24 protein-coding genes are annotated in these 24,943 nt (G+C 68.8%); 11 read left to right on the top strand and 13 right to left on the bottom strand.

From position 1 onward, the window contains the following. Positions 1–133 precede the first annotated feature (133 nt). A complete protein-coding gene (locus ABZX90_RS17135; protein ID WP_351121122.1) occupies positions 134–307 on the bottom strand; it encodes a hypothetical protein in 174 nt (57 codons plus the stop codon). A gap of 34 nt (positions 308–341) precedes the next feature. After that, entirely contained in the window at positions 342–698 is a 357-nt protein-coding gene (locus tag ABZX90_RS17130) for a PRC-barrel domain-containing protein (RefSeq protein ID WP_351121259.1), read from the bottom strand. Between the two features lie 413 nt (positions 699–1,111). On the opposite strand from ABZX90_RS17130, the gene ABZX90_RS17125 reads away from it, so the two are divergent. Next, the gene (locus ABZX90_RS17125) at positions 1,112–2,587 is read left to right on the top strand and encodes an FG-GAP-like repeat-containing protein (RefSeq protein WP_355205653.1); all 1,476 of its coding nucleotides are present in this window, start codon (positions 1,112–1,114) and stop codon (positions 2,585–2,587) included. A gap of 119 nt (positions 2,588–2,706) precedes the next feature. Here ABZX90_RS17125 and ABZX90_RS17120 read toward each other — a convergent pair whose 3' ends face one another. Further along, on the bottom strand, positions 2,707–3,390 hold the full coding sequence (locus ABZX90_RS17120; RefSeq protein ID WP_355205650.1) for a hypothetical protein: 684 nt from the start codon (positions 3,388–3,390) through the stop codon (positions 2,707–2,709). Positions 3,391–3,517: 127 nt separating this feature from the next. Between ABZX90_RS17120 and ABZX90_RS17115 the strand changes: the two genes are divergently transcribed. After that, positions 3,518–3,976 (top strand): MarR family transcriptional regulator, encoded by a 459-nt coding sequence (locus ABZX90_RS17115; protein ID WP_355205647.1) that lies wholly within the window; start codon positions 3,518–3,520, stop codon positions 3,974–3,976. A gap of 58 nt (positions 3,977–4,034) precedes the next feature. Continuing rightward, complete coding sequence (locus ABZX90_RS17110; protein ID WP_355205644.1) at positions 4,035–4,244, top strand: hypothetical protein; 210 nt, start codon at positions 4,035–4,037, stop codon at positions 4,242–4,244. Positions 4,245–4,447: 203 nt separating this feature from the next. On the opposite strand, the gene ABZX90_RS17105 is transcribed toward ABZX90_RS17110, so the two are convergent. Then, positions 4,448–4,996, bottom strand: coding sequence for a hypothetical protein (locus ABZX90_RS17105; protein ID WP_355205642.1), 549 nt, complete (start codon positions 4,994–4,996; stop codon positions 4,448–4,450). A 271-nt stretch (positions 4,997–5,267) separates the two neighbouring features. On the opposite strand from ABZX90_RS17105, the gene ABZX90_RS17100 reads away from it, so the two are divergent. After that, entirely contained in the window at positions 5,268–6,368 is a 1,101-nt protein-coding gene (locus tag ABZX90_RS17100; RefSeq protein ID WP_355205639.1) for a hypothetical protein, read from the top strand. A 280-nt stretch (positions 6,369–6,648) separates the two neighbouring features. Here ABZX90_RS17100 and ABZX90_RS17095 read toward each other — a convergent pair whose 3' ends face one another. Beyond that, on the bottom strand, positions 6,649–7,263 hold the full coding sequence (locus ABZX90_RS17095; protein WP_351121134.1) for a PadR family transcriptional regulator: 615 nt from the start codon (positions 7,261–7,263) through the stop codon (positions 6,649–6,651). Positions 7,264–7,362: 99 nt separating this feature from the next. Between ABZX90_RS17095 and ABZX90_RS17090 the strand changes: the two genes are divergently transcribed. Then, positions 7,363–7,824, top strand: a complete 462-nt coding sequence (locus ABZX90_RS17090) for a hypothetical protein (protein ID WP_351121136.1) — start codon at positions 7,363–7,365, stop codon at positions 7,822–7,824. Beyond that, the gene (locus ABZX90_RS17085; RefSeq protein ID WP_351121138.1) at positions 7,821–9,029 is read left to right on the top strand and encodes an NAD(P)/FAD-dependent oxidoreductase; all 1,209 of its coding nucleotides are present in this window, start codon (positions 7,821–7,823) and stop codon (positions 9,027–9,029) included. The genes ABZX90_RS17090 and ABZX90_RS17085 overlap by 4 nt, the downstream gene beginning before the upstream one ends. Positions 9,030–9,177: 148 nt before the next feature. Here the strand turns inward: ABZX90_RS17085 and ABZX90_RS17080 are convergent, their stop codons facing one another. Then, the gene (locus tag ABZX90_RS17080) at positions 9,178–9,600 is read right to left on the bottom strand and encodes a pyridoxamine 5'-phosphate oxidase family protein (RefSeq protein WP_351121140.1); all 423 of its coding nucleotides are present in this window, start codon (positions 9,598–9,600) and stop codon (positions 9,178–9,180) included. Positions 9,601–9,907: 307 nt separating this feature from the next. After that, on the bottom strand, positions 9,908–10,888 hold the full coding sequence (locus ABZX90_RS17075) for a phosphotransferase (protein WP_355205634.1): 981 nt from the start codon (positions 10,886–10,888) through the stop codon (positions 9,908–9,910). Between the two features lie 271 nt (positions 10,889–11,159). Here ABZX90_RS17075 and ABZX90_RS17070 point away from each other — a divergent pair, with 271 nt between their 5' ends. From ABZX90_RS17070 to ABZX90_RS17060, 3 genes are read left to right on the top strand one after another with little or no spacing between them, the layout of a single operon-like run. Further along, complete coding sequence (locus ABZX90_RS17070; RefSeq protein ID WP_355205631.1) at positions 11,160–14,231, top strand: CHAT domain-containing protein; 3,072 nt, start codon at positions 11,160–11,162, stop codon at positions 14,229–14,231. 11 nt (positions 14,232–14,242) lie between these two features. Beyond that, complete coding sequence (locus ABZX90_RS17065) at positions 14,243–14,548, top strand: CATRA system-associated protein (RefSeq protein WP_351121145.1); 306 nt, start codon at positions 14,243–14,245, stop codon at positions 14,546–14,548. Beyond that, complete coding sequence (locus tag ABZX90_RS17060) at positions 14,520–15,716, top strand: CATRA conflict system CASPASE/TPR repeat-associated protein (RefSeq protein WP_355205627.1); 1,197 nt, start codon at positions 14,520–14,522, stop codon at positions 15,714–15,716. Before ABZX90_RS17065 ends, ABZX90_RS17060 begins: the two co-directional genes overlap by 29 nt. A gap of 279 nt (positions 15,717–15,995) precedes the next feature. Here ABZX90_RS17060 and ABZX90_RS17055 read toward each other — a convergent pair whose 3' ends face one another. The 4 genes from ABZX90_RS17055 to ABZX90_RS17040 form a co-directional block, all read right to left on the bottom strand. Further along, positions 15,996–17,420: a pyridine nucleotide-disulfide oxidoreductase gene (locus ABZX90_RS17055; RefSeq protein WP_355205624.1), complete on the bottom strand. Its 1,425-nt coding sequence runs from the start codon at positions 17,418–17,420 to the stop codon at positions 15,996–15,998. A 14-nt stretch (positions 17,421–17,434) separates the two neighbouring features. Then, positions 17,435–18,613, bottom strand: coding sequence for an MAB_1171c family putative transporter (locus ABZX90_RS17050; protein WP_355205621.1), 1,179 nt, complete (start codon positions 18,611–18,613; stop codon positions 17,435–17,437). A 64-nt stretch (positions 18,614–18,677) separates the two neighbouring features. Beyond that, positions 18,678–19,856 (bottom strand): MAB_1171c family putative transporter, encoded by a 1,179-nt coding sequence (locus tag ABZX90_RS17045; RefSeq protein ID WP_355205618.1) that lies wholly within the window; start codon positions 19,854–19,856, stop codon positions 18,678–18,680. Beyond that, entirely contained in the window at positions 19,853–20,359 is a 507-nt protein-coding gene (locus ABZX90_RS17040; RefSeq protein ID WP_351121155.1) for a toxin, read from the bottom strand. The genes ABZX90_RS17045 and ABZX90_RS17040 overlap by 4 nt, the downstream gene beginning before the upstream one ends. Before the next feature lie 590 nt (positions 20,360–20,949). Between ABZX90_RS17040 and ABZX90_RS17035 the strand changes: the two genes are divergently transcribed. Continuing rightward, positions 20,950–21,765 carry a DUF427 domain-containing protein gene (locus tag ABZX90_RS17035; RefSeq protein ID WP_351121157.1) on the top strand — a complete coding sequence of 272 codons (816 nt, stop codon included), beginning with the start codon at positions 20,950–20,952 and terminating at the stop codon, positions 21,763–21,765. 224 nt (positions 21,766–21,989) lie between these two features. Next, entirely contained in the window at positions 21,990–23,129 is a 1,140-nt protein-coding gene (locus ABZX90_RS17030) for a winged helix DNA-binding domain-containing protein (protein WP_355205614.1), read from the top strand. Between the two features lie 57 nt (positions 23,130–23,186). Here the strand turns inward: ABZX90_RS17030 and ABZX90_RS17025 are convergent, their stop codons facing one another. Together ABZX90_RS17025 and ABZX90_RS17020 are read right to left on the bottom strand one after the other, a co-directional pair. Beyond that, positions 23,187–24,434, bottom strand: a complete 1,248-nt coding sequence (locus tag ABZX90_RS17025) for a hypothetical protein (RefSeq protein WP_351121160.1) — start codon at positions 24,432–24,434, stop codon at positions 23,187–23,189. After that, the gene (locus tag ABZX90_RS17020) at positions 24,421–24,882 is read right to left on the bottom strand and encodes a hypothetical protein (protein WP_351121162.1); all 462 of its coding nucleotides are present in this window, start codon (positions 24,880–24,882) and stop codon (positions 24,421–24,423) included. The genes ABZX90_RS17025 and ABZX90_RS17020 overlap by 14 nt, the downstream gene beginning before the upstream one ends. Positions 24,883–24,943: the final 61 nt, after the last annotated feature.

Here is a 24,943-nt window from a genome sequence, read left to right as displayed (position 1 = left end):
AGCTGTGACGGTGCGGGCTGCCGAGCCGCGAGGGCCACGACCGCCCCGCGACGGCCGGGTACGGCGAGGACGTACCCGGCCGTGATCGTTCGCGCCCGTCCTCCTCGCCGGGACAGGGAGGCGACCGCCGGGCTCACCGGGCGACGCGGTGCTTTCGGCCGCCGCGGCGGAAGCGCAGGCCGGCGTAGGCGAGATCGGCGAGCAGGACGAGGCAGCCGATGATCAGCAGGTAGAACAGGCCGTGGGCAGCGAACCCGATGATGCCCAGCACGAGGGCCACAAGGATCAGGAACAGGAACAGGGTCATCGGCTCTCCCGGCGGCTACGGCGGCTTCGGAGGATCAGCGACGGGCGAGCCGGCGCTCGCCCTTGGCGCCCGGCGTGTAGTCGAGCTCGTAGTGGGCGAAGACCGCCGGCTCGTCCTCGGCGGGCAGCACACCGTCCGTGTCGATGAAGGGGGCCTTCTTCACCAGGCTCTTGTCGTGGACGACCCTCAGGTAGCCCGGCCCGACGGTGGCGCCGTCAAGGGGTACGAACACCAGGCGACGGCGCGTGGGCAGGCCCACGGTCACCGTGGCGAAGGAAGGACTGTCGGTCGCCGTGTCGACGTAGACGGACTCCAGTACGCCGATCCTGTGGCCACCGGCGTCCACTACGTCGTGACCACGCCATTCGCGGATGTCACCTGCCTCGAACATCATGAACCTCCACAGGGGGAGTACCCCCGATCGCGGGCCTGACGCCCAGGTCTCCCTCGTCGCGCCGCCGGGGAATCGGCGGTCATGCCCATCTGAAGTCCCGCCGGGCGTGTCCTGGCGGGGCTTTTGCGTGAGGTACCTGCTGTCTCACGCTCGTGCAATTGCTGTGCCCGGTGGACCCTCAGCGGGTGGAGGCAGCGGGTGGGGAGGGCGATGCGGCGTTCGGAGGTTCGCCTCGACGTTCACCGACCTCTTGGCCCAGGCCGAACTCTTCACCGAACGCGTTCCACAGTCGGCTTCCACCCGTTCAAGTGCCGTTCAGCGCACAACCATCAGCCGTTGTCGCATGTCTCGCAGGTGAGTCACATCCGCGCGCACGCGTCTCGACATCGCGCGCGCCTGAAGGAGGAACCGTGGGCATCCGCCGACCCGCCATATCGACCGCCGTAGCCGCCGCGCTGATCGGATCGTTCAGCGTGCCGATCATCGCGGGCACCGCATCAGCGAGGGACGGCGTCGCCAGCGTGCGCGAGGACTTCAACGGTGACGGCTACCAGGACGTCGCCGTCGCAGCCCCCGGCGGAACGGTCGGTGGCCATACGTGGGCCGGCTACATCACGATCAGCTACGGCTCGGCGCACGACCTCGACCCCGCCCGCACTACGGTCATCACCCAGGACACCCCTGGTGTGCCCGGCGTCTCCAGCGACAACGCGCTCTTCGGCTATGACATGATCTCCCGCGACCTGGACGGCGACGGCCTGACCGACCTGGCCCTCGTCACCCGCGAATACCGACCGGAGAACAACATCGGCGGATCGGTGATCGTCCTGTGGGGCCGAAAGCTCGGCATCTCCGGCCAGGGCGCCGTCCGCATCGACGCACCGGCGAACGCCCAGGTCGGCGAAGACATCACCGCGGGCGACTTCGACAGCGACGGGCACACGGACCTGTTCATGGGCAACAGCGAAGACTCCTACGACTACCACGACGTGCTCTACGGCCCCATCGACCGGGACGGCTCTCCCGCCCGCGAGCAGCGGGTGCAGGTGTACAGCACCGACAACACCATCGACTCCACCGCCGCGGGCGACTTCAACGGCGACGGCATCGAGGACCTCGCGACCTTCTACGTCTACGAGAACCACGCCGAGGGCGGCAAGCTGTGGCTCGGCACCAAGGACGGCCTGTCCACCGTCCCGCAGCGGCTGACCTCCTCGGCCGGCACCGCCGTCGCCGACTTCGACCAGGACGGCTACGCAGACCTCGCCACCCGGATCTTCCCCAACGGCGACACCGAGAACGAGGAAGACCCCGGCACTGTCAAGATCTACTACGGCTCGCCGTCCGGCCCCAGCCAGACCCGTACACAGACGATCACGCAGAACACGGCGGGCGTGCCCGGGGTGAGCGAGAAGAGCGACCAATTCGGCGGCCGGCTGAGCGCGGGCGACGTGAACGGCGACGGATATCCCGACCTGGCCGTCGGCGTCCCCGGCGAGGCGATCGGCTCGAAGGCGAAAGCCGGCGCCGTGGTGCTGCTCAAGGCAGGCAAGGACGGGCTCACCGGCACGGGCGCGCAGGCGTTCCACCAGGACACGGCGGGCGTGCCGGGCGTCGCGGAGTCCGGCGACCTGTTCGGCGGTTCTGCGCGACTGCTCGACGTGACGGGCGACGGCAAGGCGGACCTGGTCGCGGGCGCGCCGGGCGAGAACCTGGGTACCGTCGTGAACGGCGGCGCGGTATGGCTGCTGCGCGGCACCGCCTCCGGCATCACGGCCTCGAAGTCGGTCGCGGTGAACCCGATGGATATCGGGGCACCGGCGGCGAAGGCGTTGTTCGGCGAGAACCTGAGCGGTGACAACGGCCTCGGAATGGTGATCCCCTAGAGCTCATGGGGAAGGCAGCCGGGAGACGTGCGGGCTGAAGCACTTTCGCCATCCCTGGTGGTCGGGGACGGGACCGAGGACGCGAATCCGGTACAGGGTGTGCACCTTGAAGACGGACCTCAGTGGTCATTGCTGCTCGTGGTGACGTGGCCGACTTCGGGGAGTCCCTTGTCGTTCGCCGAGGTAGGGGCCATCCGTGTCACCGCGTTGGGCATCGCGCCGACTGTGAACACGCGGACCAGGTCGTCGACGGCGACGGTGATGAAGGAGGCTTCGAACGGCACCCGGCCGGGCAGCGGGATCACGTGGAACCCGGCCTCGAGATTGCCGTCGAAGACCCGCATCGAGGTGCTCTTGGGCTCGGGAGGCGTGAAGGAGGTGTGCCATAGAGCCTCGACGGTGACGTGCGCGCGTTCTTTGAGTGTGAGCTGCGCGCACCGGCGGACGGCGGCGTAAGCAATCTCCACACCGTCCGGGCCTCGTCGCTCGTCGGAGGTGACGGCCTCGACCTGGGCGGCGATGAGGCCGGCGATGCCGGCGAGTCCCTGGACGAAGCTCACCTGCGGGTTGCGCTTGGAGACTTCCCCGCGCAGGTATTGCTTGGTGTCGGCCGGGACCATCCCGCCGAAGACCAGTACGTCGAGGTCGGTGACGTCGTAGTCGTCGAGAACATGGTCGAACTGGTTGGTCGCGTCGGCGGTGTAGCCCTTGGCGCGCAGGATGTCGACGGTGGCGACAAGGACGCTGGGGCTGCGGCCGACCACGAGGATGCGATCGGGCTCGTTGGTGGGCGTGGTGTTCATCGTCAGATCTCCTTGGCGCGAGTAGAGGGTGGCTGCGTGCCGCGCCGACTTCTATGTTGACTCGGCCAATGTTGGCCCTTCCAACATAGACATTGTTGGCTGTCCCCACAATTGCTAATCTGAAGGCATGCCTGCGCATCCCGTTCAGCCCGGCCGTACGCCGGATCGGCTCAAGGACCGCCCGACCTGGCTCATCAGTCGCGCCTACGCGCGCTCCGCGGCATTGCTCGCCGCCGGCTTCGAAGCCAAGGGCAACGGCCTGCGCGGGTACCACTACCGGTTGCTCGCCGCACTCGAACAGTGGGGGCCCGCGAGCCAAGCCGACCTCGGCCGCGACACCGGGATCGACAGGAGCGACGTCACCGCGGCACTCAACGAGCTCGAATCACGTGGCCTCGTCCAACGCAGGGTCGACCCCGACCACAAGCGTCGAAACATCGTGACGATCACGCCTCAGGGCCTGGACATCCTCGTCGACCTCGACGCCGTGATCGACCAGATCCAAGAGGCTGTGTTGGCACCCTTGACGGCTGCGCAGCGACGTCAGTTCGTCAGCCTCATGTCACGACTGTTCGTCGTCACCTGATGGTGTGGGTTCGGTCGGATTCGGCTGGTCGCCGACGCTGGGAGGCTGGACTGAACGGGTGGGTGAGCGCAAGCGGTTTCGCGGTCAGTTCGCTGCCGCTGCCGCCAGTGGTGGTGGACCGTCTGCCACGGCGGCAGGTCGTGCGGCAACAGTCAAAGAAGTGTGGCGCACCATCCGGCCGGCCATCAGCAGCAACGCAATGACCATCAGGCTCTGCGTCATCATCCTGGCGGCAACCCTCGGCCTTTGGCTGATCGCAAAGGCGTGACAGCACCACGTGTGACTGAGCCGGGAGTTGTGTTCTCCACGTTCCGTGCGGTGGGCCGCCGACGGGTTCCTTCCCCGTACCGGATCGCCGGTGCGGGGGACCTGGCCGGCGTGACCGACGTGCATTGGCCTGTTGTCCAGACGTCCTGGGCCGACAGTCGGTGGTCTGCCGTCGTGTGGGTCCCCCTCGGGCAGAGAGGATGTTCAACTGGCCGGGTCGTCTTGTGGCTGCCAGTGCCGCGGCCAGTTCCCCGACGGGGGCGGGGGGCCTGCGACCCCGAGTTCACGCCGAGCGCATACGTAGAAGGCGTCGCGCCGTTGGCTCACACGCTGGGAATCGCGGATCCATCCTTGCGCGTCGTGGCGTTGTTCGCGCACGTGCAGTTCCAGTGTCCAGATGGCCTCATGCCAGGAACGCGCCGCTGTGATGGTCTCCACGTCACCGACCAGCAGAACGGACTCCCATACCGCGGCCCGCCGGGATTCTGCCGCGGCGAGGAGTTCGAGCCCGTCGGCCGGCGACAGCGGATCCACCACGTGGGCATACCCCAGCGCCGCGCCTATGCGTTGGGTGATCCAGATCTGCTCCTTGAGAGTGTTGCCGTAGCGTGCGTACACGTCGAACTTCTTCTCGTGCCAGCGGTCTGATTTCTCCCGGCGCCACCGTGTCCGATCCGTCAGTGTGGTGGTGGCGTAGGAGCCGGCGGCACCGACGGCCACCGCCAGTAGCGTGGCAAGCTGATCCACGAACATGCAGATCTCCCTGTGCGGTTGACGGCTGGGTGAGCAAACTGCCTCGACCGACCCTTCCCGCGCCAGGCCCGGGATACTGCCGAACCTAAACCGCTGCCTGCTGGACGGATGGCGGGGGAGACGCGGAGATCGGCCGGGCCGTCCACGCGCCCAAGGAACTGTGGACGAGTGCCGTGCCCTGGTGCAGCGCCTGGGCTGACGCCGAAATGGGGGCGAGGACGCCCGGCCGCGGGCGGTGCCACATCGTCACGAACCGTGCCCGCACAACGGCGTGCGGGGCCATGCTGCCCACGCTCGTTTCGCCCTGGCTCGCTACTCCACGAACGGTGCCCTGGACACGAGCTTCGACGGCGACGGCAGGGTGCTCACCCCCGGCGGCAGAGCCGCGGACGTGAAGCTGCAGCCGAGCGACGGCCGGATCGTCGTCGCCGGGAGCAACGGGCCCGGCGGAAACCTCGCCGTCCTGCGGTACAACCCCGACGGCGGTCAGGACAGTGGCTTCGGTACCGGAGGCGTCGCGACCGCGGACTTCGGCGGCAGCGACGCGGCCCGTGGCGTGGCCCTCCAGTCCGACGGCAAGATCGTCGCCGCCGGCGGGGGCGGACCGAACAGCTCCTTCGCCCTGGCACGCTTCGAGGGCGGCGGCACTACACCGCCGCCACCGGCCGGCGTGGACCTGTCGGTGACGAAGTCCGGGCCCGCCACGGCCAGCATCGGTGACCGGCCCACCTACAGCGTGCGGGTGACCAACAACAGCACCACGACCTCCGCCACCAATGTCTCCCTGTCCGACACGTTCAGCGGAGTCGCCGCCTCGGTCGTCTCGGCGACCACCAGTTCGGGGACCTGCACCACCACCGCCACCGGCGCGAGCTGTTCCCTGGGAACCCTCGCCCCCGGAGCAGCTGTGACGGTGACGGTCGCCGCCGAGCCCCGCGCCACCGGCACCCTCACCGACCGGGCCACGGTCAGCGCCACGCAGACCGACCCGAACGCCGGCAACAGCACCGCCACGGCGACCACCACGGTCAACAACGCCCGTGGCTGCACCCGCGTCGGCACCAGCGGCAACGACACCATCACCGGCACCTACGGCAACGACGTGATCTGCGCCCCCGGCGGCGACGACACCGTCGACGCGAGCTACGGCAACGACACCGTCCACGGCGGGTACGGGAACGACCGCCTCGACGGCGGCTTCGGTAACGACACCCTCAACGAAGGCCCTGGCAACGACAACCTGATCGGCAATTACGGCACCGACAACCTCAACACTGTCGACAGCGTCTCCGGCAACGACACCGCCAACGGCGGCTTCAACTCGGACACCTGCACGTCGGACGTGGGCGACATCCGCATCAGCTGCCCCTGACCCGCACGACACACCGACGGCAGCGGGCCCCGCACGACGAAGTGCGGGCCCGCGCCCGTTCGTCGAGCCCCCTCGCCTCAGCCCCGCGTTTCACGCGCGCTGGGCTCCGCCCCAGCAGTGCTGTCGAGTTGCCGATCCTGGCTGTCGGGCGCGGCCCTGCTCGCCGCTCTAGGTGCGCTGTCCGGGCCGGATGGTGACGGGTGGTCACGAACTGGGGCCCCGATCCGCCCGTGCGCCGCGCCAAAACGGCACGCCGCCGCCGGACGCACCGGGGGCGGGCTCACTGCTGCACCGGTTCAGCCGCGAGGGCGTCCAGCTGCTCCTTCGACCACGAGAGCCTGTCGGCTCGCAGGTCTTCGGTCACCGCGCGCACCCACTCCAACTCCGCGGCCGTCACGGCCCGCACATATTCGGTCTCCAGGCGGGTGATGCGCGGCAGACCCTGCTCCGCCTCAGCGGCCAAGGCCACGTCCAGTCCGTCGACCTTCTCCGAGAGTGCGTCGACCCGCCGCTCCAGTACGTCCGCCATCTCCTCCGGCGTGAGCAGCAGCAGATTCGAGAGCGCAGCCGGGAACTCAGGGAACTCCTGCTTGGGCGCGGAGAGCATCTCCACCATCCAGGCGCGGGCAGTCTCGCGCCCCGCCTCAGTGACCTCGTACACGGTCCGCTCGGGGTACTGCTGATCACGCTCGGTCTCGCGGACCGCGATCAGCCCGTCCCCGTTGAGTCGCTCGATCGTGCGGTAGAGGCTCGCGCGCTGCCTGACGTTGACGACCTGCTCCTTGCCCCAGTCCTTGACCAGGCGCTGGATGCCGTACGGGTGCAGCGGCTTGTAGTGGAGCAGAGCCAGGACGGTCAGGGCGAGGGGGGAGCTGCGGGGAGCAGATGGGGTCATGGACTCGATTTTAGCCTCGGAACGACTAGTTGACGAGATACTAGTTTCAATGCAACTATCAAATCGTCGACACAACACCACTGGAAAGGAACCGCAGAGATGTCCCTCACCGAGCGCATCCACTCCGACCACGACCTCGTCAAGCACCTCGGCAACTGGACCGAGGCCGGCCACTTCGAGATCAAGGCCCGCCAAGGCGCCGCCGTCCTCGACCTCCGTTCCCCCGGCCTCCCCGACGACCTCGAGATTCACCTCGACATGGACCGCGCCATGGTCAAGCTCCTGGTCGACGACGCCACCGCCATCGACCACTGGAACCTGAGGTGGACCGACCGCGGCAAGATCAAGGACTCCCAGCCCTCGTCCACTCGCGACAAGGCGGCCGGCCGCCGTATTCATCTGTCCGGCTCCGCAACGAACAGCGAGATCCGCATCCACCGCGGTGGCATCGCCGTCCTGTCGGCGATGTTCTCCCGCGCGTATCTCCAGGACGTGCGCCGCGCCCACAGGACCGGCGGCGTACCGACGATCGACAATCCGGCCAGGGGGCACCAGTCATGATGCGCATCGGCAAAGCCGGCACCGCGCTCGTCATCGGAGGCGGTATTGCAGGCCCCATCGCCGCGATGGCCCTCCGCCAGGCAGGCATCGAGGCCACCGTCCACGAGGCGTACGACTCCACGGCCGATCAGGTCGGCGGCGGCATGACCATCGCCCCCAACGGCCAGAACGCCCTCGACGCGATCGGCGCGGGCGACCTCGTCCGCGCCATCGGCACACCGGTCACCGCCATGGGGCTGCGGAGCTGGACGGGCAAGCACCTCGCACAGTTCGCCCCGCCCTCCCGCCTCCCGTCCCTGCAGTTCGTCTGGCGCGCAGATCTCTACCGGGCGATTTACGACGAGGCGGAACGCCGTTCGGTACCCATCCACCACGGCAAACGGCTGACCGGCGCGACGGACACCGACGCGGGCGTCACCGCGCACTTCGCGGACGGTTCGCAGGCGAGCGCCGACATCCTGATCGGCGCCGACGGCATCCGCTCCACGGTCCGCCATCTGATCGACCCGGCCGCACCACAGCCGAACTACGCCGGCCTGGTCTGCTTCGGAGCGCGGATGCGCGGATCCGGGCTGCCCTCCACCAACGGCGTCATGTACCTGTGCTTCGGGAAGCGCGCCTTCTTCGGCTACCAGGTCTTCGACGACTCCTCTGCGGTGTGGTTCGTGAACCTGCCGCACCGCGCCCCGATGACAGTCGCCGAGGCCCAGGCGATCGGCGCGAAGGAGTGGATGCGCACCCTGCGGACGGCCTTCGTCGACGACCGCACCCCGGCCCTCGAGATGATCAGCCGTACCGACGCCGGCCAGCTCCTCATCACGGGCCCGATGGAGAACATGCCAAGGGTCCCGACCTGGAGCCACGGCCGCATGACCCTGATCGGCGACGCGGCCCACGCCGCCTCGTCCAGCTCCGGGCAGGGCGCCTCCATCGCCACCGAAAGCGCCGTCGAACTCGCGCGCTGCCTGCGGGACCTGCCCTACAACGAGGCTTTCGCGGCGTACGAACAACTGCGCCGCCCCCGCGTCGAACGCATCATCAAGCTCGGCGCCCGCACGAACAGCAACAAGACCGCCGGCCCGGTCGGCCGCGTACTGCGCGACCTCGTGATGCCGGCGGCCATGAAGTTGATCAACCCGGAGAAGACGGCCTGGCAGTTCGACCACCACATTGACTGGGACGCGACGGCAACTCCGCTCACCTGAACTCCAGCCCGTCCTCGGCCGAGACGGGAACGGGCTGGTGCCTGTGTCAGCTCCGGCACCGCGCCGCAACGGCGGGCCCCGACCGGGACGACGACTTCAAGAAGAAGTTCCAGGCCCCACAGCCCGGCGGCCGCCGCCGACCGCGCCGTCACTCCGTACCGCGTGCTCCCCTGAGGTCGCGTCCGGTGACCATCTCGGATTCGATCCGCACGAACACCGTGTTCCGCAAGGGCATCCAAGAGGTGAGGCCGACCTGCGACAGGCGCTCCTGTTCGGCGGGATCGGTCATGACGGTGGCCCGTCCGGTGACGACCACGCTCCAGCCGGACCGGGTCGCCGCGTCGAACTCGTCCGCCTCGAAGGCGACCACGACGCCGTCGATGGCGCGGACGAGGTCCGAGTCCGACGAGGTGCGCAGCAGGACGGAGGCGTCCGTGTCCAGGCGGAAGTTGACGGGCAGGACCGCGGGCAGTGCCTGTCGGGTGTACACCACACGGCCGACCGGGACCTTGGCCAGAAGGCGTAGGCACTCCTGCCGGTCGAGTTCGTGAAGGGCGTCGTCCTGGGACATCGGCCCATCGTCTCTCCGTGCGCCGGGACCGTGTAGGGCCGGTCGGCCCTACTCCTGGGCAGGCGAAGAAAAGGGGCCTTGTCGCGGTACGGCCGGGTCCGAATCGGGGACTGTCAGCCTGTCGGCAGGGACTCATGGCCCATGTGCGGGGTGCGCCCGTACGTCGGCAGCCGCAGCCGCGACACCGGACTCGGCACCCGTGCACCGCGCCGCGGCCGGCAACGAACGGGGTCCGGAACGAACTGTCCACCGACTCGAACAGGGGGTAGGGCGTAGGGAGGACGGTCGTGGCCTGCCCCGCCGACGGTCACCACGCCCCCTCAAGAGCCGCGCACAGCCGGGAGACGGCCGCCGGATCCGGGGCGCTGCGCAAGGAGGCAACGACCTGGTGGCTCGCGAACTCGCGTTGCGCGGCGGTCACGGTCGGATCGATTGCGCACTCGGCCTGTACGTGGATGAAGTTCAAGACCGTCGCGAAGAGCATCGCGAACGACTGCGGTCCCTTGACGGTGGCGGGACCTCCGGCGCTCCGATACGCCCGAGCCAATCGCCCGGCGGAAGCCATGGCCGTCCGGTCGTGGCCCGCCCATACGTACAGGGCACGGGCGAGCTCGCGTTCCGCCGAGGCGGGCCCGGCGTTGTCCCAGTCGAGGAGGACCGGTCCGTCCGGGCCGACCAGAACGTTCTGGGGCTGCAGGTCGAGGTGCGACATCACCAGATCACCGGGGTCGGACGGGGTCACCCAGTGCGCCAGCTCGGCCGCGGAAGTGGCGATGAACCGGCCCAGCGCGTCGGACCACGGCAGACCGGCCTTCTGAACCCTGGTGTGCAGCTCTTGCCACTCGGCGTCCCGGGGGCACCGCTCGTACCAGGAATCCGGTGTCTCGCGCGCGCCCTCTCCCGCCCGGTGGAGGAGCGCCATGGTCCGCCCGAACCAGTCCAGGATGCCCGGATCGGACGCGTCCGCCGTGGTGCCGTCGATCCAGTCGTACAACTTGATGTGGGATCCGCCGGAGGAGGAGGCCGGCTGCGAGACATACGCACCGTGGCGATTGGGGATGAGCCGCGGTGACGCGATGCCCAGCCTCTCCGCGGAGTGCCGTAACGCCGCTTCCCGGCGGACCTGCGTTTCGTCGCAGCCGAAGAGGAGTTCCTTGACCGCCCACGAGGAGCCGCGTCCGGACAACTTCCAGATCTGGCCCAAAGCGCCACGGGTGACCGGCGCCAGCGTCCAGGGCCCGGCACCGAGGCCGTAGGTCTCCGCGATGGCTTCGGCTGTGTCGCGCATATGGGTACGCCTCCGGAAGCTGATGGCCGGCGCTGATCATAGGACAACCCCCTGGACCGGGTAAGGCTGCGACGTCGGGCGGTCGGTCGGCCACCGGCGTGATCCGGCCCATCTCATGCAGTTGCCTGCAGCGCGGCGGCATCGCCCTCTCCTGATGCGCCTTCTGCGCATCAGTGCGCTGCCCGCACGCCCCCTGTCGGGCGTGGAAGGCCGCCTCCGCCGGAGCGAAGGCGCGGGACAATTCGAGGGTTTCCGACTCGGGGGTGGGCGGATGGCGAACAGGAACCGCACGGTTCGGGAGCTGCGCAAGCGGGTCGAGGAGTTCCGGAAGGACGGCGACGTCGCTCACGTACTCCCGCTCGTGGTCGCCCTCAAGGCCATGGAGCTGTGGAACGACATCGACCAGGAATCCGACCTGGAGGCGATGGACGTCCTGGCCAACCTGTTCTGGGCCCGCTACGAGGCCCAGCCCCACGGGCGACGCATCGACGACCTCGGCAACGCGGCGGCCGCCTATCTGCGCGTCCACCGACTCGATCCTGAACGGGTGCCCGAGCCGCTGAACCTGGTGTACGAGTATGCGGACCCCGACACCGCCGCCCAGGCGCTGGCCCTGCCCCAGGACCCGCAGTGGCCGCCGATCGTCTTCGCGCTCGGGAACTCCGGGAATCCGCAGGCCGGTGAGCTGGCCCTGGACATCCTGCGCGAGGCCTCGATCTTCGACTGGGATCCCTACCAGCCGCTGTACCTCATGATGCTCAGCCAGATCGCGCGATCCATGTCCCTCGGCGCGGGGCCGGACCTCGTGGATCCGGGACTCCTCGACGAGGCGGTGACCGCGGCACGCGCTGCCGCCGCCCTGCGGGTCGAGGACCTCCCCATGGCCCGGTCCATACGGTTGGTGCTGGCAGACGCCCTGCGGGCCCGCTTCCTTGCCCTGGACGACCTCGACGCGCTCGCCGAGGCCGTCGAGGAGTACGGCTCGGTGCCGGATCTCGATGCGGATGCCATGGCGGCGGCCGCGGATGCCACCTGCGCCCTGGCGCTGCGGACGGGGGAGATCGACCGGCTGGAACAGGGCATCGACTTGTGGCGTGCCTCGGTGGAGCTGACCCCGCCCGACAATGCCTTCTACGGCAGGCGGTTGTCGGGACTGGCCGTCGTACTCCTGCGGCTCTCGGAGGCGACGGACCGCGCCGAAGTCCTCGACGAGATGGTGTCTCTGTCGCGCGGCGCCCTGGAGACCCTGCCGGTGTCCGACCCGTACCGCACGGGGGTGTTGCACAACCTGGGATCCAACCTCGGTTCCGCAGGCACGCAGTTGGGTGACGAGTTGCTGCTGCAGGAGGCGATCGAGACCCTGGAAGCGGCGTTGGCCGAGACGCCGAACGACGATCCCGAGCGGGTCGCCACCCTGTTGTCCCTCACTGGGGCCCTGGGCGCGCGCGTACGGCTATCGGACCACCCGGTTCTCCTGGCACGGGCGCTTGAGGTCGCGGACGAGTTGCTCGCGGAGGCGCCGCCCGGCCACCTGCACCATGCGAGGGCCGCAAACAACGTGGCCAATCTCCTGCGTGACCTGAACCGCCTGGAGCCCGACCTGACCATGCTGCGCAGGGCACGGGTGCTGCATCGGGAGAGTCTTGAGGGTTCCCGGCTGACCGCGACGGAGCTGGCGGAATTCACCGTCAACATGGCTGCGACAGCGACCGACATCGCCATGGCCACCCGCAGTGCGGAGGATGCCGACATCGCCCGCGAGGCCCTCGCCGAGGTCGGTCGGCTGGAGGCCGCCACCGTCGAGATGCGGTTGGAGTGCGCCCAGGCCCTCGCCAGGCTCGAAGACGCCATGGGCAGGCCCGCACAGGCGCTCCAGGCCTTCGAGGAGACAGCCGCGCTGCTCCCGTACCTCATCCCCTTCCGGTTGGGCCGGAATCTGAGGGCGCGGCAGTTGCGCCGGGTGCGGAACTTCGCCACCGACGCTGCTGCCGGCGCAGTGTCGGCGGGCCGCCCGGAACGCGCCGTCGAACTCGTGGAGTTGGCGCGTGGTGTCCTGCTCGGTGAGGAGATGAGCGCACGCGGCGACCTGGCCCGGCTCGCGGAGCGTGACCCGGACCTGGCCCATCGCTTCGAGGCGCTGCGCATCGCGCTGGACGCGAGCGACCCGCCGGGTGAGCGGCTCCAGCAGCAGGTGTTCACCGACCCCTGGCAGCAGGTGCACGAGGAGGTGCGTCGGCACTCCCGCCACCACCTGGAGCTGACCCAGAGGATGGAGGCCCTGCTCGTCGAGATCCGAGCCCTGCCCGGCCTGGGGGACTTCATGCTGCCGCCACCGCTGGATCGGCTTTGCGCGCAGGCCTCCGAAGGACCCGTCGTCATCGTCTACGCGGGCAGGGAACGTGGTGACGCACTCATCCTGACCGGATCCGCCGACCGTCCCGTCGAAGTGGTGGCCCTGCCGGGCCTGTCCTTCTCGACCGTCCTGGAATGGTTGGGCCGCTCCGGCGAGGAGGAGACTCTGGGCGAGTTGTGGGACGTGATCGCGTCGCCGGTGCTGGCCGCGCTCGGCCCACAGGACCGGATCTGGTGGAGTCCGGTCGGCGCGCTGACGTACCTTCCGCTGCACGCGGCCGGCCGGGGCGAGGACTCCGTCCTCGACCGTGTGGTCTCCTCGTACACACCGACCGTACGGGCGCTGGGCTACGCCCGGGAGAACCGTGCCACGGAAGGAGCCGGGGGCACCCTGCTGGTCGGTATGCCGGACACTCCGGATGAAGAGCAACTGGCATGGGTCGAGCGGGAGTTGGAGCACGTCGAGCGGCTTGTGCCGGACGCAAGCGTGCTGACCGGTCCGGAGGCGACCCGGGACGCCGTGCTGAGCGCGCTGCCGGGCTGCGCCGTGGCCCACTTCGCCTGCCACGGGTACGCCGACATCGACGCCCCCGCCCGCAGCCGTCTGCTGCTGCACGATCACCGGACCGCGCCGTTGCTGGTGGGCGACATCGGCCGACTGCGCCTGACGGGGGCACGGCTCGCGGTGCTCTCGGCATGCTCCACCCACCGCACCGGCCCGACCCAGGTGGACGAGGCGGTCAGTATCGCGGCGGCGTGCCAGATCGCGGGTTTCCAGCAGGTGATCGGCACCCTCTGGGAAGCGGGCGACGCGATCGCCGCCCGGTTCGTACGGGAGGTGTATGCGGAGCTCACCGACGGCGGCACCCTGCCCCTGCGTGCCGAGCGCGCCGCGTACGCGGTCCACCACGCCGTACTCCATCTACGGGAGCGGTACCGGGGGCAGGGCTCCCCACGGGACTGGGCGCAGTTCATCCATGTCGGTGTCTGACGGGGGCCATCGTGCACGAGGAAGCTGTGGACCTGCTGCGCAGCGCGCTGAGCTGGCGTTTGACACGCCAGGGCTGGTGGGAGGTGAACCTGGCGGTCCGGACGTTGGCCGGGTCGGCGGATGTGGAGCGGTACCTGCCTCTGCTGGAACTCGCGGCGCCCAAGCGCATCGCGACCCGCGTGCCCGACGAGTCCGGCGAACCCGTGGATCCGACGACGCCGATCCCCGACGCGGTACGGGAGCGCGTCAACGAGCTCATCCACCGCCTCCACGCCGAGCCCGAACCTGATGCGGAACCACCCGACGGGCAGTCCTGAGGTGTTGCGCCCCGCGCTGGTCGTGCACGTGTACGTCGCCGTCACCGGACCCCGGGCGGTCGAGCACCGGCGCCGCCTGGATGACCTCTGGCATCGCCTCGGAACAGAGCTGGACGCGCCCCCACGCAGTCTCGGGCGGATCGAGGTGCGCACCGCCCCCGGAGAGGTCCTGCGCCAGGCCGTGCTGCGCACCGAGCACGACATCCACTGTTTGAGCGTCGCGTTGACCGGAGGCACCTGGCAGGAAATCGACGCCCTGTGGAATCGCTGGGCCGGGAACACACCGGACTGGGCCCTGGGCGTGTGCCGACTGTTCGTCGCCCACGTGGACGGCAGCCCGGGCCCGGACCTGACGCCCGGTGTCCTGGCCGTGCTGCCCGGGTCGTACACCTACGGTCGTACGACCGCGACCGGCGACTTCGCCCTGTGGGAGGTGGACATCGACCGGGACGACCGCGTCCTGCGCACCTTCGCGCTCCTCGCCCCCCTCGCCGCCGAGCGTCAACTGGACGCATGGGTGTGGAGTGCGGGCGACGACCGGATGGCACCCTTCGCCAGGTATCTCATGCACATGGCGAAGGTGCGCTACGAACTGAGGGTGTACGCGCAGGGAGATGGCTTCCGGCGGGCCAGGCAGGGAGTCGACGACCAGGTCGACGTCATGCTGGGCATGCTCGACACGGACGAACTGCCCGCCTTCCGGGTGGAGCTGGCCGAAAAGCAGGCAGCGACAGCGGGGCTGATCCGGACCATGACCCGGCTCCGCGAGATACGTCGGACGGTGGAGATCGCCCGCCACAACATGCGGGACGAGGGACTCCAGGACGACATCGCCCTCACCGACTGGTTCATCCTCCGCCTCGACGACGACATCGCTTACGCCGAGGCGACCCGCGAACGCGCCCGGGAGATCGGCGCGATCGCCGATCTCGTCATCGGGGAACGGCTCCAGCGCAGGATTGAGCATCGGGAGCGGCGCTGGGAGCGCCTAGCGGTACTGGAGGCAGCCGTGCTGGGCACACTGCTGATGATGCTGACCGCGATCCAGGCTCTCAACTACCAAGTACCGATGCCGGATCAGGTCAAGCCGTACGTCGTCCTCGGTCTGGGTGTGACGGCATTCGCGCTGACCGCCGTGGGCTATCTGCGCTGGCGCAGGGCACGTTGACGTTCGAGTGAGAGGCCGGGCGGAGCGCATGCGCCGCGCCCTTCTCTCCGGGGAAGCCACCTCGGCGCTCGTCGGGCGAGCGGGCGCATCATGAACGTAGGGGTCGGACAGCCACGCCCGGGCGGCGAGCATCCGCAGGGCCCCGCTCAGCCGGATGTCCGCACCAGGGCACAGCGCTTCCTCCGCCGCGTCGAACATCTTGTCCACGATGCCCCAGGCGGCGGCTTGGCGCATTGGCCCGTCGATGTGTGCTGCGCCCAAGCGGCGGGGTCCCCGTCCCTACACGGACGTGGACGACGGGGCTCCTTCTCCGGAGGTGGTGTCGAGCGTGTTGAGGAGCTCGCGTTCACTTGGTGTCAGCGGGGGCTCCGACAGTGGGGGCAGCGGGGATCCGTTGAGGGCGGCCAGAACGGTCCCGGGGCGCAGCAGACGGGCAGGACCTGCTTCGAGCCCGGTCACATCCCACAGGGCGGAAGCGGCGACGTAGGAACCGGTGGCAGCCCTTGTGAGGCGGCGCGCGTACCGGCCGGCGATGCGGTCCGCAGCGGTCCGCTTCCCGCCACGGACCTCCGGGTACATCCCGTCCTGGCTGACCGCGATGCTCCACGCCGGCTCGACGATTTTGGCCGCGGCGCGCTGAACCTTGCGGGTGACGCCGGGTGCGGCCAGGTCGGCGTGCGTCAGTTGCCGGCGGAGGGCCTGGGCGCCCAGTGCGGCCACCGACATGCCCTGGCCGTAGGTGGGGTTGAGGGTGGCGAGTGCGTCGCCGAGGACGACGAGGCCGTCCGGCCATTCGCGTGCCTTTTCCAGGTAGCGGCGGGAGTTGCTGGTGCTGTGGCTGACGAAGACATCGGTGAGGGGTTCGGCTCCGGAGATCAGTTGGCCCACGATGGGGTGAGGCAGGTCGAGGGTGTAGCGCAGGAAGCCTTCCGTATCGGCCGGGGGCTCTCCGCCTCTGGAGCCCCCGAGGCTCACCATCCAGCGGTTGTCCTCGATCGGGACGATCACCGCGCTGCGGCCCGGCTGGGACAGATAGGGGTTGGCCTGCACCATCGTCAGCGGGAAGTCTTCCGCGCCCGGCGGGGTGCGGTAGATGCGGGTGGCGTTGACGAGACCGGTGTCGACTCGTTTCTCGTCTATGCCGACGATGCCGAGGGTGGTCAGCCAGGTGAGGATGCGCGAGCCGCGTCCGCCGGCGTCGATGACGATGTCGGCGTCGAGTTCCGTCGGGTCTGTGGGGGTACCGATGCGGACACCGTGGACGCGCCGGGCGGTGCCGATCAGGTCAACCACCTGTGCGGTGCGGATCTCGACGTTTCCGGTGTTGTCCACGACCGCCGAGCGCACGGCCCAGTCCAGGAGTGCCCGGCTGGAGGTGATCATGTGGTGGCTGCTGTGGCGCCAGCGGCGGAACCAGCCCTCCGGGCTCAGGGCCACCATGCCCGAGCTGAGTGATATTTCGTGGGCGCCCGCGGCGAGGAGGTGCTCTCTGACGCTGATCTTCGGAACCAGGTCCTCCATGGCGGCCAGTCCGCCAGGCATCAGTAGATGGGCGTGACGTCCTTGGGGGAGCCCCTTACGGTGCTCCGGCCCATCGGGCAATTCGTCACGGTCCAGCATGATCACCTCGTCGACGACAGGAGACAGCGCCGCAGCCGCCAGTACACCGCCCAGTCCGGCTCCGATGACGACAGCTCTACTCATGGTGCTCCTTGAATTCAGTCACGGGATGCTGTCACCGATCCCTGACGGGCTGCGGCGACGACGGGCGATTGCCCCAGTGCCTGGGCGAGTTCCACCAGTCCCGTTGTGCCGAGGGCGTCGGTGGCGTGCAGGCGGTAGGTGCTGGGTTCCTTGAGCTGGTGGTCATCGGGGGCGGCGGCCTGGCGCGCGGCGTCGGCGAGCATCGCTGCCTCCGCTACCACGCGGGCCTGGCGAGGCGGCAGGCCTTCGTCGAGGGCCGTCGCCAGCGAGGTCCGGCGCACCCGGTCGTCGAAGAGAGGCGCCAGGGCGAGGAGGGCGTCGTGAATGGATACTTCCAGCCATTGGAGCCGCGCGTGCGGGAGTTCCCACCACGAGGGCGAAGGCTTTGGGGCGGCCGCTGCCCGCTGCACTTCCATCCACAGCGGCGTCAGCCTGCGGTAGTCGCTCAGGCTGCGCCAGTGGGTGATGGCCGGCGGCAGGAGTCTTGGGAGCGTGAAGCCGGCGGAACAGAACAGTGCGCCGAGAGAGACCACGGGCGGGGCGACGGTCGTGGACAGAAAGTCGAGGTCGTGGCCCAGCCAACGTGCCACGACAGCGGTGATCTTGGCGATCTCGAAGCCGACGATGTCCAGCAGCAGTCCGAGGAGGATGAGGCGAAGTCCGGTCCGGAGCGGGCCCGTTACCTCACGCAGCCATCTGAGGCACACGGCACTCATCACCAGGATGCAGGCGCCGTGGCCGATCAGGTACAGCACGATCATCTCGCGCATGTACGGCGTGTTCGCGTAGTACGTGTCGAGGTCGTTGAGTCTCTCGGTGCGAGCGTCCGCCAGGGTGAACAGGACGATGATCGCGGCGACCAGCAGGCCGTAGACGATGACGCTCTGCAGGGTGCTGCGCCTGACCGACTCGGGTGGGCCGCCTCTCCACTGGATCAGCAGAATGATCCCGGAACAGCTGTACGCGGAGATCATGCTGTAGGTCAGCGGGGCGCCGAAGTTGGGTATGCCGGTCAGGCGGTTGACCGCGGCCAGGGTGACAGGCGCGGAGCATGTGAAGCACAGCGCGCCGATCGAGACGGTGGCGCAGGTGGAGGCGGTCAGCGGGTTACGCAGCGCCGCGCGCGGCCGGCGGAACAGCAGCACGGCGGATAAGGCTAAAAGGCTGGCCGCCAGGTACACGACAAGACTCATGGGTGAGAACTCCGTTCAGCGCCCGGCGTGGTGGAAGGTGGGGCCGGTGCTGTCGGCGTGTGTTTCATGCCGCGCCTCTGGTGGCGGCCCCGCGGTGAGCCCGGGCGTCTGCACCGGCGCCGGACACGGACAGGGCGTCGGCGATGCGAACGAGAGCAGAGGCATCCGGTGCCGGAGGCCTGCGGTCGGCCCCGTGCGAGGAAACGGGAATCGGCCGTCCGTTTCGCTCCTGCCTCATGGCCGCGGCGATGATTGCGGCCCAGCCGGCGGCTTGTGCCCGCTCCTGGTCTCCGGTCGCTCGCAGGGCCGCGTCATGAGTCTGCTCGTACAGATCTCGGTTGAACAGTTCATCGAGGTAGCCCAGGGCGTTGTGGATGCTGGTCTGGCGCCACATGAGCAGGGTGGCGGGGGAGGACGGCCGTGGACGCGGCAGCCGTAGATTGCGGTGGGCGAGTACGTCGTCCAACTCGCGTTCGAGCGGCGCCAGGCGCACGTAGGTGCGCCACGAGAGGAACCAGGCCGTCAGGCCGGGGCCGGCCCAGGGGATGAGGATGCCCGTCACCGTCAGCAGGGCGCCGAGGCCCGCCAGTCCGGGCGAGAGTTCCGTGTCGAGTGCCGACCAGTCCGGCCCGCACCAGCGTGCGACCACGGCCGTGAGCTTGGAGACGCTGTACCCGGCACCGATGACAGTGCCGGCTCCCATGGTGAGCAGGCCGGCACGGAGCCACCCATGGACCTCGCGCGCCCAGCGCAGCGACCACAGCGCGGTTGTCACCACGGCGGTCAGGTGAGCGAGCAGATACAGCACGATCATCTCGGCGGTGAAAGGGGTCGCCGCGTAGTACGTGTCGAAATCGGTACGGCGCTCCAGGGGTGTGTCCCCGAGCGCGAACAAGGCGGCGATGCCGACGAGTACGACGGAATAGACGCTCATCAGGCAGCGGACGATCCGGCGTCCGCTCGATCCGCCCTGCCAGTAGACGATCAGGACCAGTGACATCGCGCTGTAGGCGGTGATGGAGGCATAGGTCAGGGGCGCGGCGAGATTGGGGATGCCGCTGACGCGGTTGATCGCCCCTACCGTGGGCGGCGCGCCCAAGAAGAAGCAGAAACTGGCGAGAGCCATGACCGCACAGATCACGCGCAGGATGGGATCACGCCAGTGACGTACGAGATCGGGCGCCCGCACAGCCACGCCGAGCCACAGCACGCCGCAGCTCACGTAGTTGATCAGACCGCTCATCGACGTGTCCCGCGGTAGTTGAGGGCAGCCCCGATACGGCCGGCGAGATCGTCGGCGCTCTGCGCCCCCGACGCGAAGACGGAGTGGTCCGATGCCTCCAACAGCGACCTGAGGCGCCGCCCGACCAGCATGCCGAACAGATCGGCCTCCTGCTCGGCCCGCAGGCTGAAATCGGTGCGGGCAGCGGTTGGTTGGGAGCCGGGAGAGGCGCCCAAGCGGTGAACTGGAGCGGCGTCACCTTGGCTCATGTGCCACACCTCGTGACCAAAGATCACGATCTGGTGCCACACAGCGGCGCGCTCTTCGATGATGACGTCGTCATAGGTGTCCCGTTCGAGCCAGAGCCCGGTCGCGGTGTGCGGCGGAAAGGCCGCCTTGTGCACGACGACCTCGCGTCCCCGCCAGTGATTGACCGACGAGACGAGCGCGGCGAACAGTTCCTCAGGGTCTGCGGGAAGCGTCACCCGGATGGGATCGATGAGCGCGTCGGCAAGCCTGCGCATCTCCTTGCTCCTACGCACCGTTCTCCCCATGGTCGCTTCCGGTTCCTGGGGACCCGAGGCGGCCGCGGTTCAGCATGCGGACGACGGCATCCGTGGGGCCGGCGGTGCGGTCCGGAAGGCCTTTGACGAGAGCGTCGGAGAGAGGACCTTGGCGGCCGGTTGCGTGGGTGATGCGCTCCAGGGTTTCGGCGAGTTGCGCGTGAGCATCCGCTGCCACCGAGCGATCTCCAGGACGCTTGTAGTGATGAGGAGTTGAGGACTGCATGACACTATCGGGCCTCGCTCAGGATGTTAAGTTTTCCTGCATCTCCCGGCAGGAACGGTCGACACGAACGGGCGGGGGCCGCCTCCGTGCACGTAGCCGCAGATCTACGCCACTTTCCGTGGTGAGCGAGGCCGCGGCGCGCGATCCGGGTCCGCCGACCCGGACAGCTCCGACGTCGAAGCCGTGGCAGTGTGGAAGTAGGCCGACGGAGACCTCGACGAGAACCCGCGGGTGTTCGGCCGCCCCGGACAGCTCGCGGGTCGGCGCGAGCACTGCGCTCACCTTGCCGGCGTCCCCGTGCGAGCGAGCCGAAGGAGATCCGGTCATGACCACATTCCCCACCGCTCGAGCCGTCCGGACAACCCCGGAGGGACTCCTGTGGGAGCCCAGCGAACGCTGGGTGCGCGGCCGCACCGGCGATGTCACCGTCGTCGACAGCAGGCACCCCGTCCTCGTGTGGGAACCCGGGGTACCAGTGCCGCTGTACGCCTTCCCGCGCGAGGAGGTCCGCGAGGACCTGCTCCGCCCTGCGAAGAACCCCCCGACCGGCACGCACAGCGGATCACAGATCTTCTACGACCTCGAGCTCGGCGGTGAGCTGCTGGCGAACGCGGCCTGGACGTTCCCCGCAGCGGACCTGGCCGGTCACATCGCCTTCGAGTGGTTCCGGCGCGTCGGCCGAGGCCTCGACCACTGGTACGAGGAGGAGGAAGAGATCTTCATCCACCCTCGCGACCCGCACAAACGGGTGGACGCCATGCCCAGCAGCCGCCACGTCCAGGTCAAGATCGACGGCACCCTCGTGGCCGACACCCGCCGCCCGGTCCTGCTCTTCGAGACCGGCCTGCCGACGCGGTTCTACATCCCGCGCGAGGACGTCCGCCTGGAACTGCTCGCTCCCACCGACCACCACACCGGGTGCCCCTACAAGGGCACGGCCAAGTACTGGTCGTGGAGGGGTGAGGCCGGCATCCCGCCGAACGTCGTCTGGAGCTACCCGGAGCCGCTGCCCGCGGTGGGCGCGATCAAGGACCTCCTCGCCTTCTACAACGAAGCGGTCGACATCACCATGGAGGGCGAAGCCCTGGAGCGCCCCGTCACCCCGTTCACCAAAGCGCTCTCGGAGCAGACGCCGACCTGACGACACAGGCCATGGTGGTCACCACTGGCGCCGCACCTGGGGATCGGCGGTGTGATTCGCCGAAGTCGCCTGGGAAATACAGCAGTTGGAGTTCGACCAGAGGAGCGCCCGACGCGCTCAGCCGTGGCCGGATGGGAGAGTCAGCGACCGGTCGGCTACCGGAACGACTCGTAGTCGGTGCGGAGGCAGGGGACTTCACGAAGCGGAGAAGGCATGATCCGGGCGTGATCCTCACCGCGCGACAGCTCGTCCTGGCCACCCTGGACCGTCAGCTGCTGCTCGAGCGCCGGCGCCTGGATGTGGCGGAGGCGGTCCGCCAGGTCTGCGCGCTGCAGGCGCAGACGCCGGCGTCACCGTACCTGGCTCTGTGGAACCGAGTTCAGGACTTCGTGCCCGAGGACCTCGACGCGGCGTTCAGGGATCGCCGAGTGGTGAAGGCGACCCTCATGCGGATCACCCTGCACGCTGTCCACGCGGAGGACTACGCGCCTTACCACGCAGCCATGTTGAGTACTCTGCGGGCGTCGCGGCTGTACGACCGCCGTTTCACCTCGACAGAGCTGACCGATGCCGATGCGGACGCGCTGTTCCCACAACTTGCCGGGTTCTTGGTGCGGCCCCGCACCGGCGCCGAGGTCGAGGAGGAGGTCACGAAGCGGTTCGGCGAGCACGCGCACCGCTTGTGGTGGGCGCTGCGGACGTACGCGCCGCTCCATCATGTGCCGACCGGCGGCCCGTGGTCGTTCACGCAGCCGAACACCTACCTCGCTCCCCCCGCAGCCCCCGGGTCCGTGGCGCAGGAGGCGGCAGCCGGGGTGCAGCAGCTGTTGCGCGCCTACCTGCGGGCGTTCGGGCCCGCGTCGGCCCAGGACTTCGCCCGGTTCACCTTGCTGGGGCGCCCGGTGATCACCCAGGCGCTGCACGAGCTCGGAGACCAGGTGGTGCGGGTGACAGGCCCGGACCGCGCCGACCTGTTCGACCTGGCAGGCGCCGCGGTACCCGCCGAGGACACCTACGCGCCGCCGAGACTGCTGCCGATGTGGGACAGCACGCTGCTGGCCCACGCCGTCCCCGGGCGGGTGATGTCCCAGGAATACCGGTCGCTGGTCGTCCGGCGCAACGGCGACATGCTGCCCACCCTGCTTGTCGACGGGCAGGTCGTCGGAGTGTGGCGCGCAGCCGACGGCGGGCTCGAACTGACCGCCTTCCGTCAACTGGGCAAGGCCGCGTGGCAAGGTCTGACCGAGGAAGCGGAGAAGCTGGCAGCGCTGCTCGCCGACCGGGATCCAGCCGTGTACCGACGCTACGGACATTGGTGGGACAAGGGGTTTCCCGGTGTCGAGAGCACGGTGGTCAGGGGCTGAACGCGCCGCCACGTTGTGTACTGACTCACTTCAAGTCCGGCTGGGGAGGAGTGCAGCTCATGCGGTCCACAGCTGTACGAACCCGTCGGTGCCGGTGACGGCAAGGGTGTTGTCGTTGCCGTTGGCGAAGGTGACGCTGCTGAGTTCGCCTTGGTTGGTTTCGCGGGTGAGGACGCGTGGGTTCATGAGGTCGCTCAACTCGTCCCATACGCGAACCGTTCCGTCGGAATTGCTGGCGGCCAGAACATATCCGGGGGTGTTGAAACTGAGGTCGTTCGTGTAACCCACGGCCCGAGCCGAATCGACACGGTGAGGGTTGGCCGGCTGCGAGACGTTCCACAGCTGCACCGATCCGCGTGAGGTGCCGATGGCCAATGACTCCCTGTTCGCACTGAAGGCCAGCGCGGTGACTGACGCGCCGGTCGCCAACTGGCTCCCTTCAATGGTCCGGGGCTTCGCGGGATTCTCCATGTCCCACAACTGCACCGTCCCGTCGGTGCTGCCCACGGCGAGAACGTTGCCGACAGGGTTGAATGCCAAGCGAGTGACCGCATGTTCCCTGCTCGGGGCGGCCAAGGCCACCGGGCGTTCAGGCTTGGAAACGTCCCAGATCCGGACCGTGGAGGTTGAACTGGCCACGGCGAGGAACCTGCCGTCCGGACTGTAGGCCAGGTCGTTCACAGCGCCGCCGTACTGGCCGTCCTCCCTCATCGGCAGTGTCGCAGCGGGACGTTGAGGGCTGTTCATCGGACTTCGCCAGAGGCGCACGGTCCCGTCATCGCTGCCGACTGCCAGGACAGAACCTTCCGGGCTGAAGACCGTCCGGGTGACAGGACCCGCACTGGTGTTTCCGAGTTCCACCTTCTCTTTGGGGTGGCGCACGTCAAGGACGGTCACGCTCCCGCGCGCGGTACCGATGGCAAGGGTTTCGGAGGGACCGAACGTTGCCCCTGTGGCGGCGCTTCCCACGTCGATGACCTGCTGTACGTTCGCCGTTGCCGGTTGAGCTCCGTACGGAGTGGCCGGTTTGTTGGCCCAACCCGTCCAATATCCGGCCGAGACACCGACCACGAGTCCGGTCATCAGGGACACGGCAGACGTCGCACGATAGCGATGGCGGACCGAGGTCTCAGGGGTGTGGGTACGGCTGCCGCGCCACGTGGCCGCGTCCGCGTGCCGCTGTGGTGGTTGAGCGGCAAGTGCCGCGAGCAATGTGTAGCGGGACCGCGTGTCTGCGGGCTCGATGGTCTCGGGGCCACCGAGCGCATTCAAGGCTTTCAACAGCAATCGACTACTGGTCTGCACTGCTTACCCCCGTACCATCGATGATGCCGCCCGCGGAGCCGCTTTCCGGCGCTCTCGCTTCAGGAACGTGCCCGGCACCGTCCTGAGACGCGGATCGTTCCGTGACGGTTCCTGAATCCTGGAGCGGAAGACCGCCAAAGAATCGATACACGAGAGACTGGGCGATTGTGGCGAATTTCGCCATCATCAACGGTGCGGTGACCCCGACCAGGAACGCTGTGGATGCATCCGAGATCACCTGTGTGTCCGCAAACGGTGCCGCGAGAGCACCCCCGACACACAGGCGCACGACGATCGCAACGCAGTACAGGCGCATCTCCGACGGTGTCTTCCAGGGCCACGCCAACTCTTTGCCGCCGGACTGCGGCCGCACCGCCCCGAGGAACAACGTCATCTCTGCGGCGCCGCCCCCGAGGAGTGCCCAGAGCACTGCCTCCCGAATTTCCATGAGAGTTACGCTAGCAATCCGTCATCACGTGTCGCCACTCGTTCAGCGGTTAATCACACTC

This window comes from Streptomyces sp. NPDC002935, assembly GCF_040611295.1.
Taxonomy (GTDB): Bacteria; Actinomycetota; Actinomycetes; order Streptomycetales; family Streptomycetaceae; genus Streptomyces.
The sequence above is the reverse complement of the archived record's forward strand: the minus strand, read 5'-3'. Positions and strand labels throughout refer to the sequence as shown.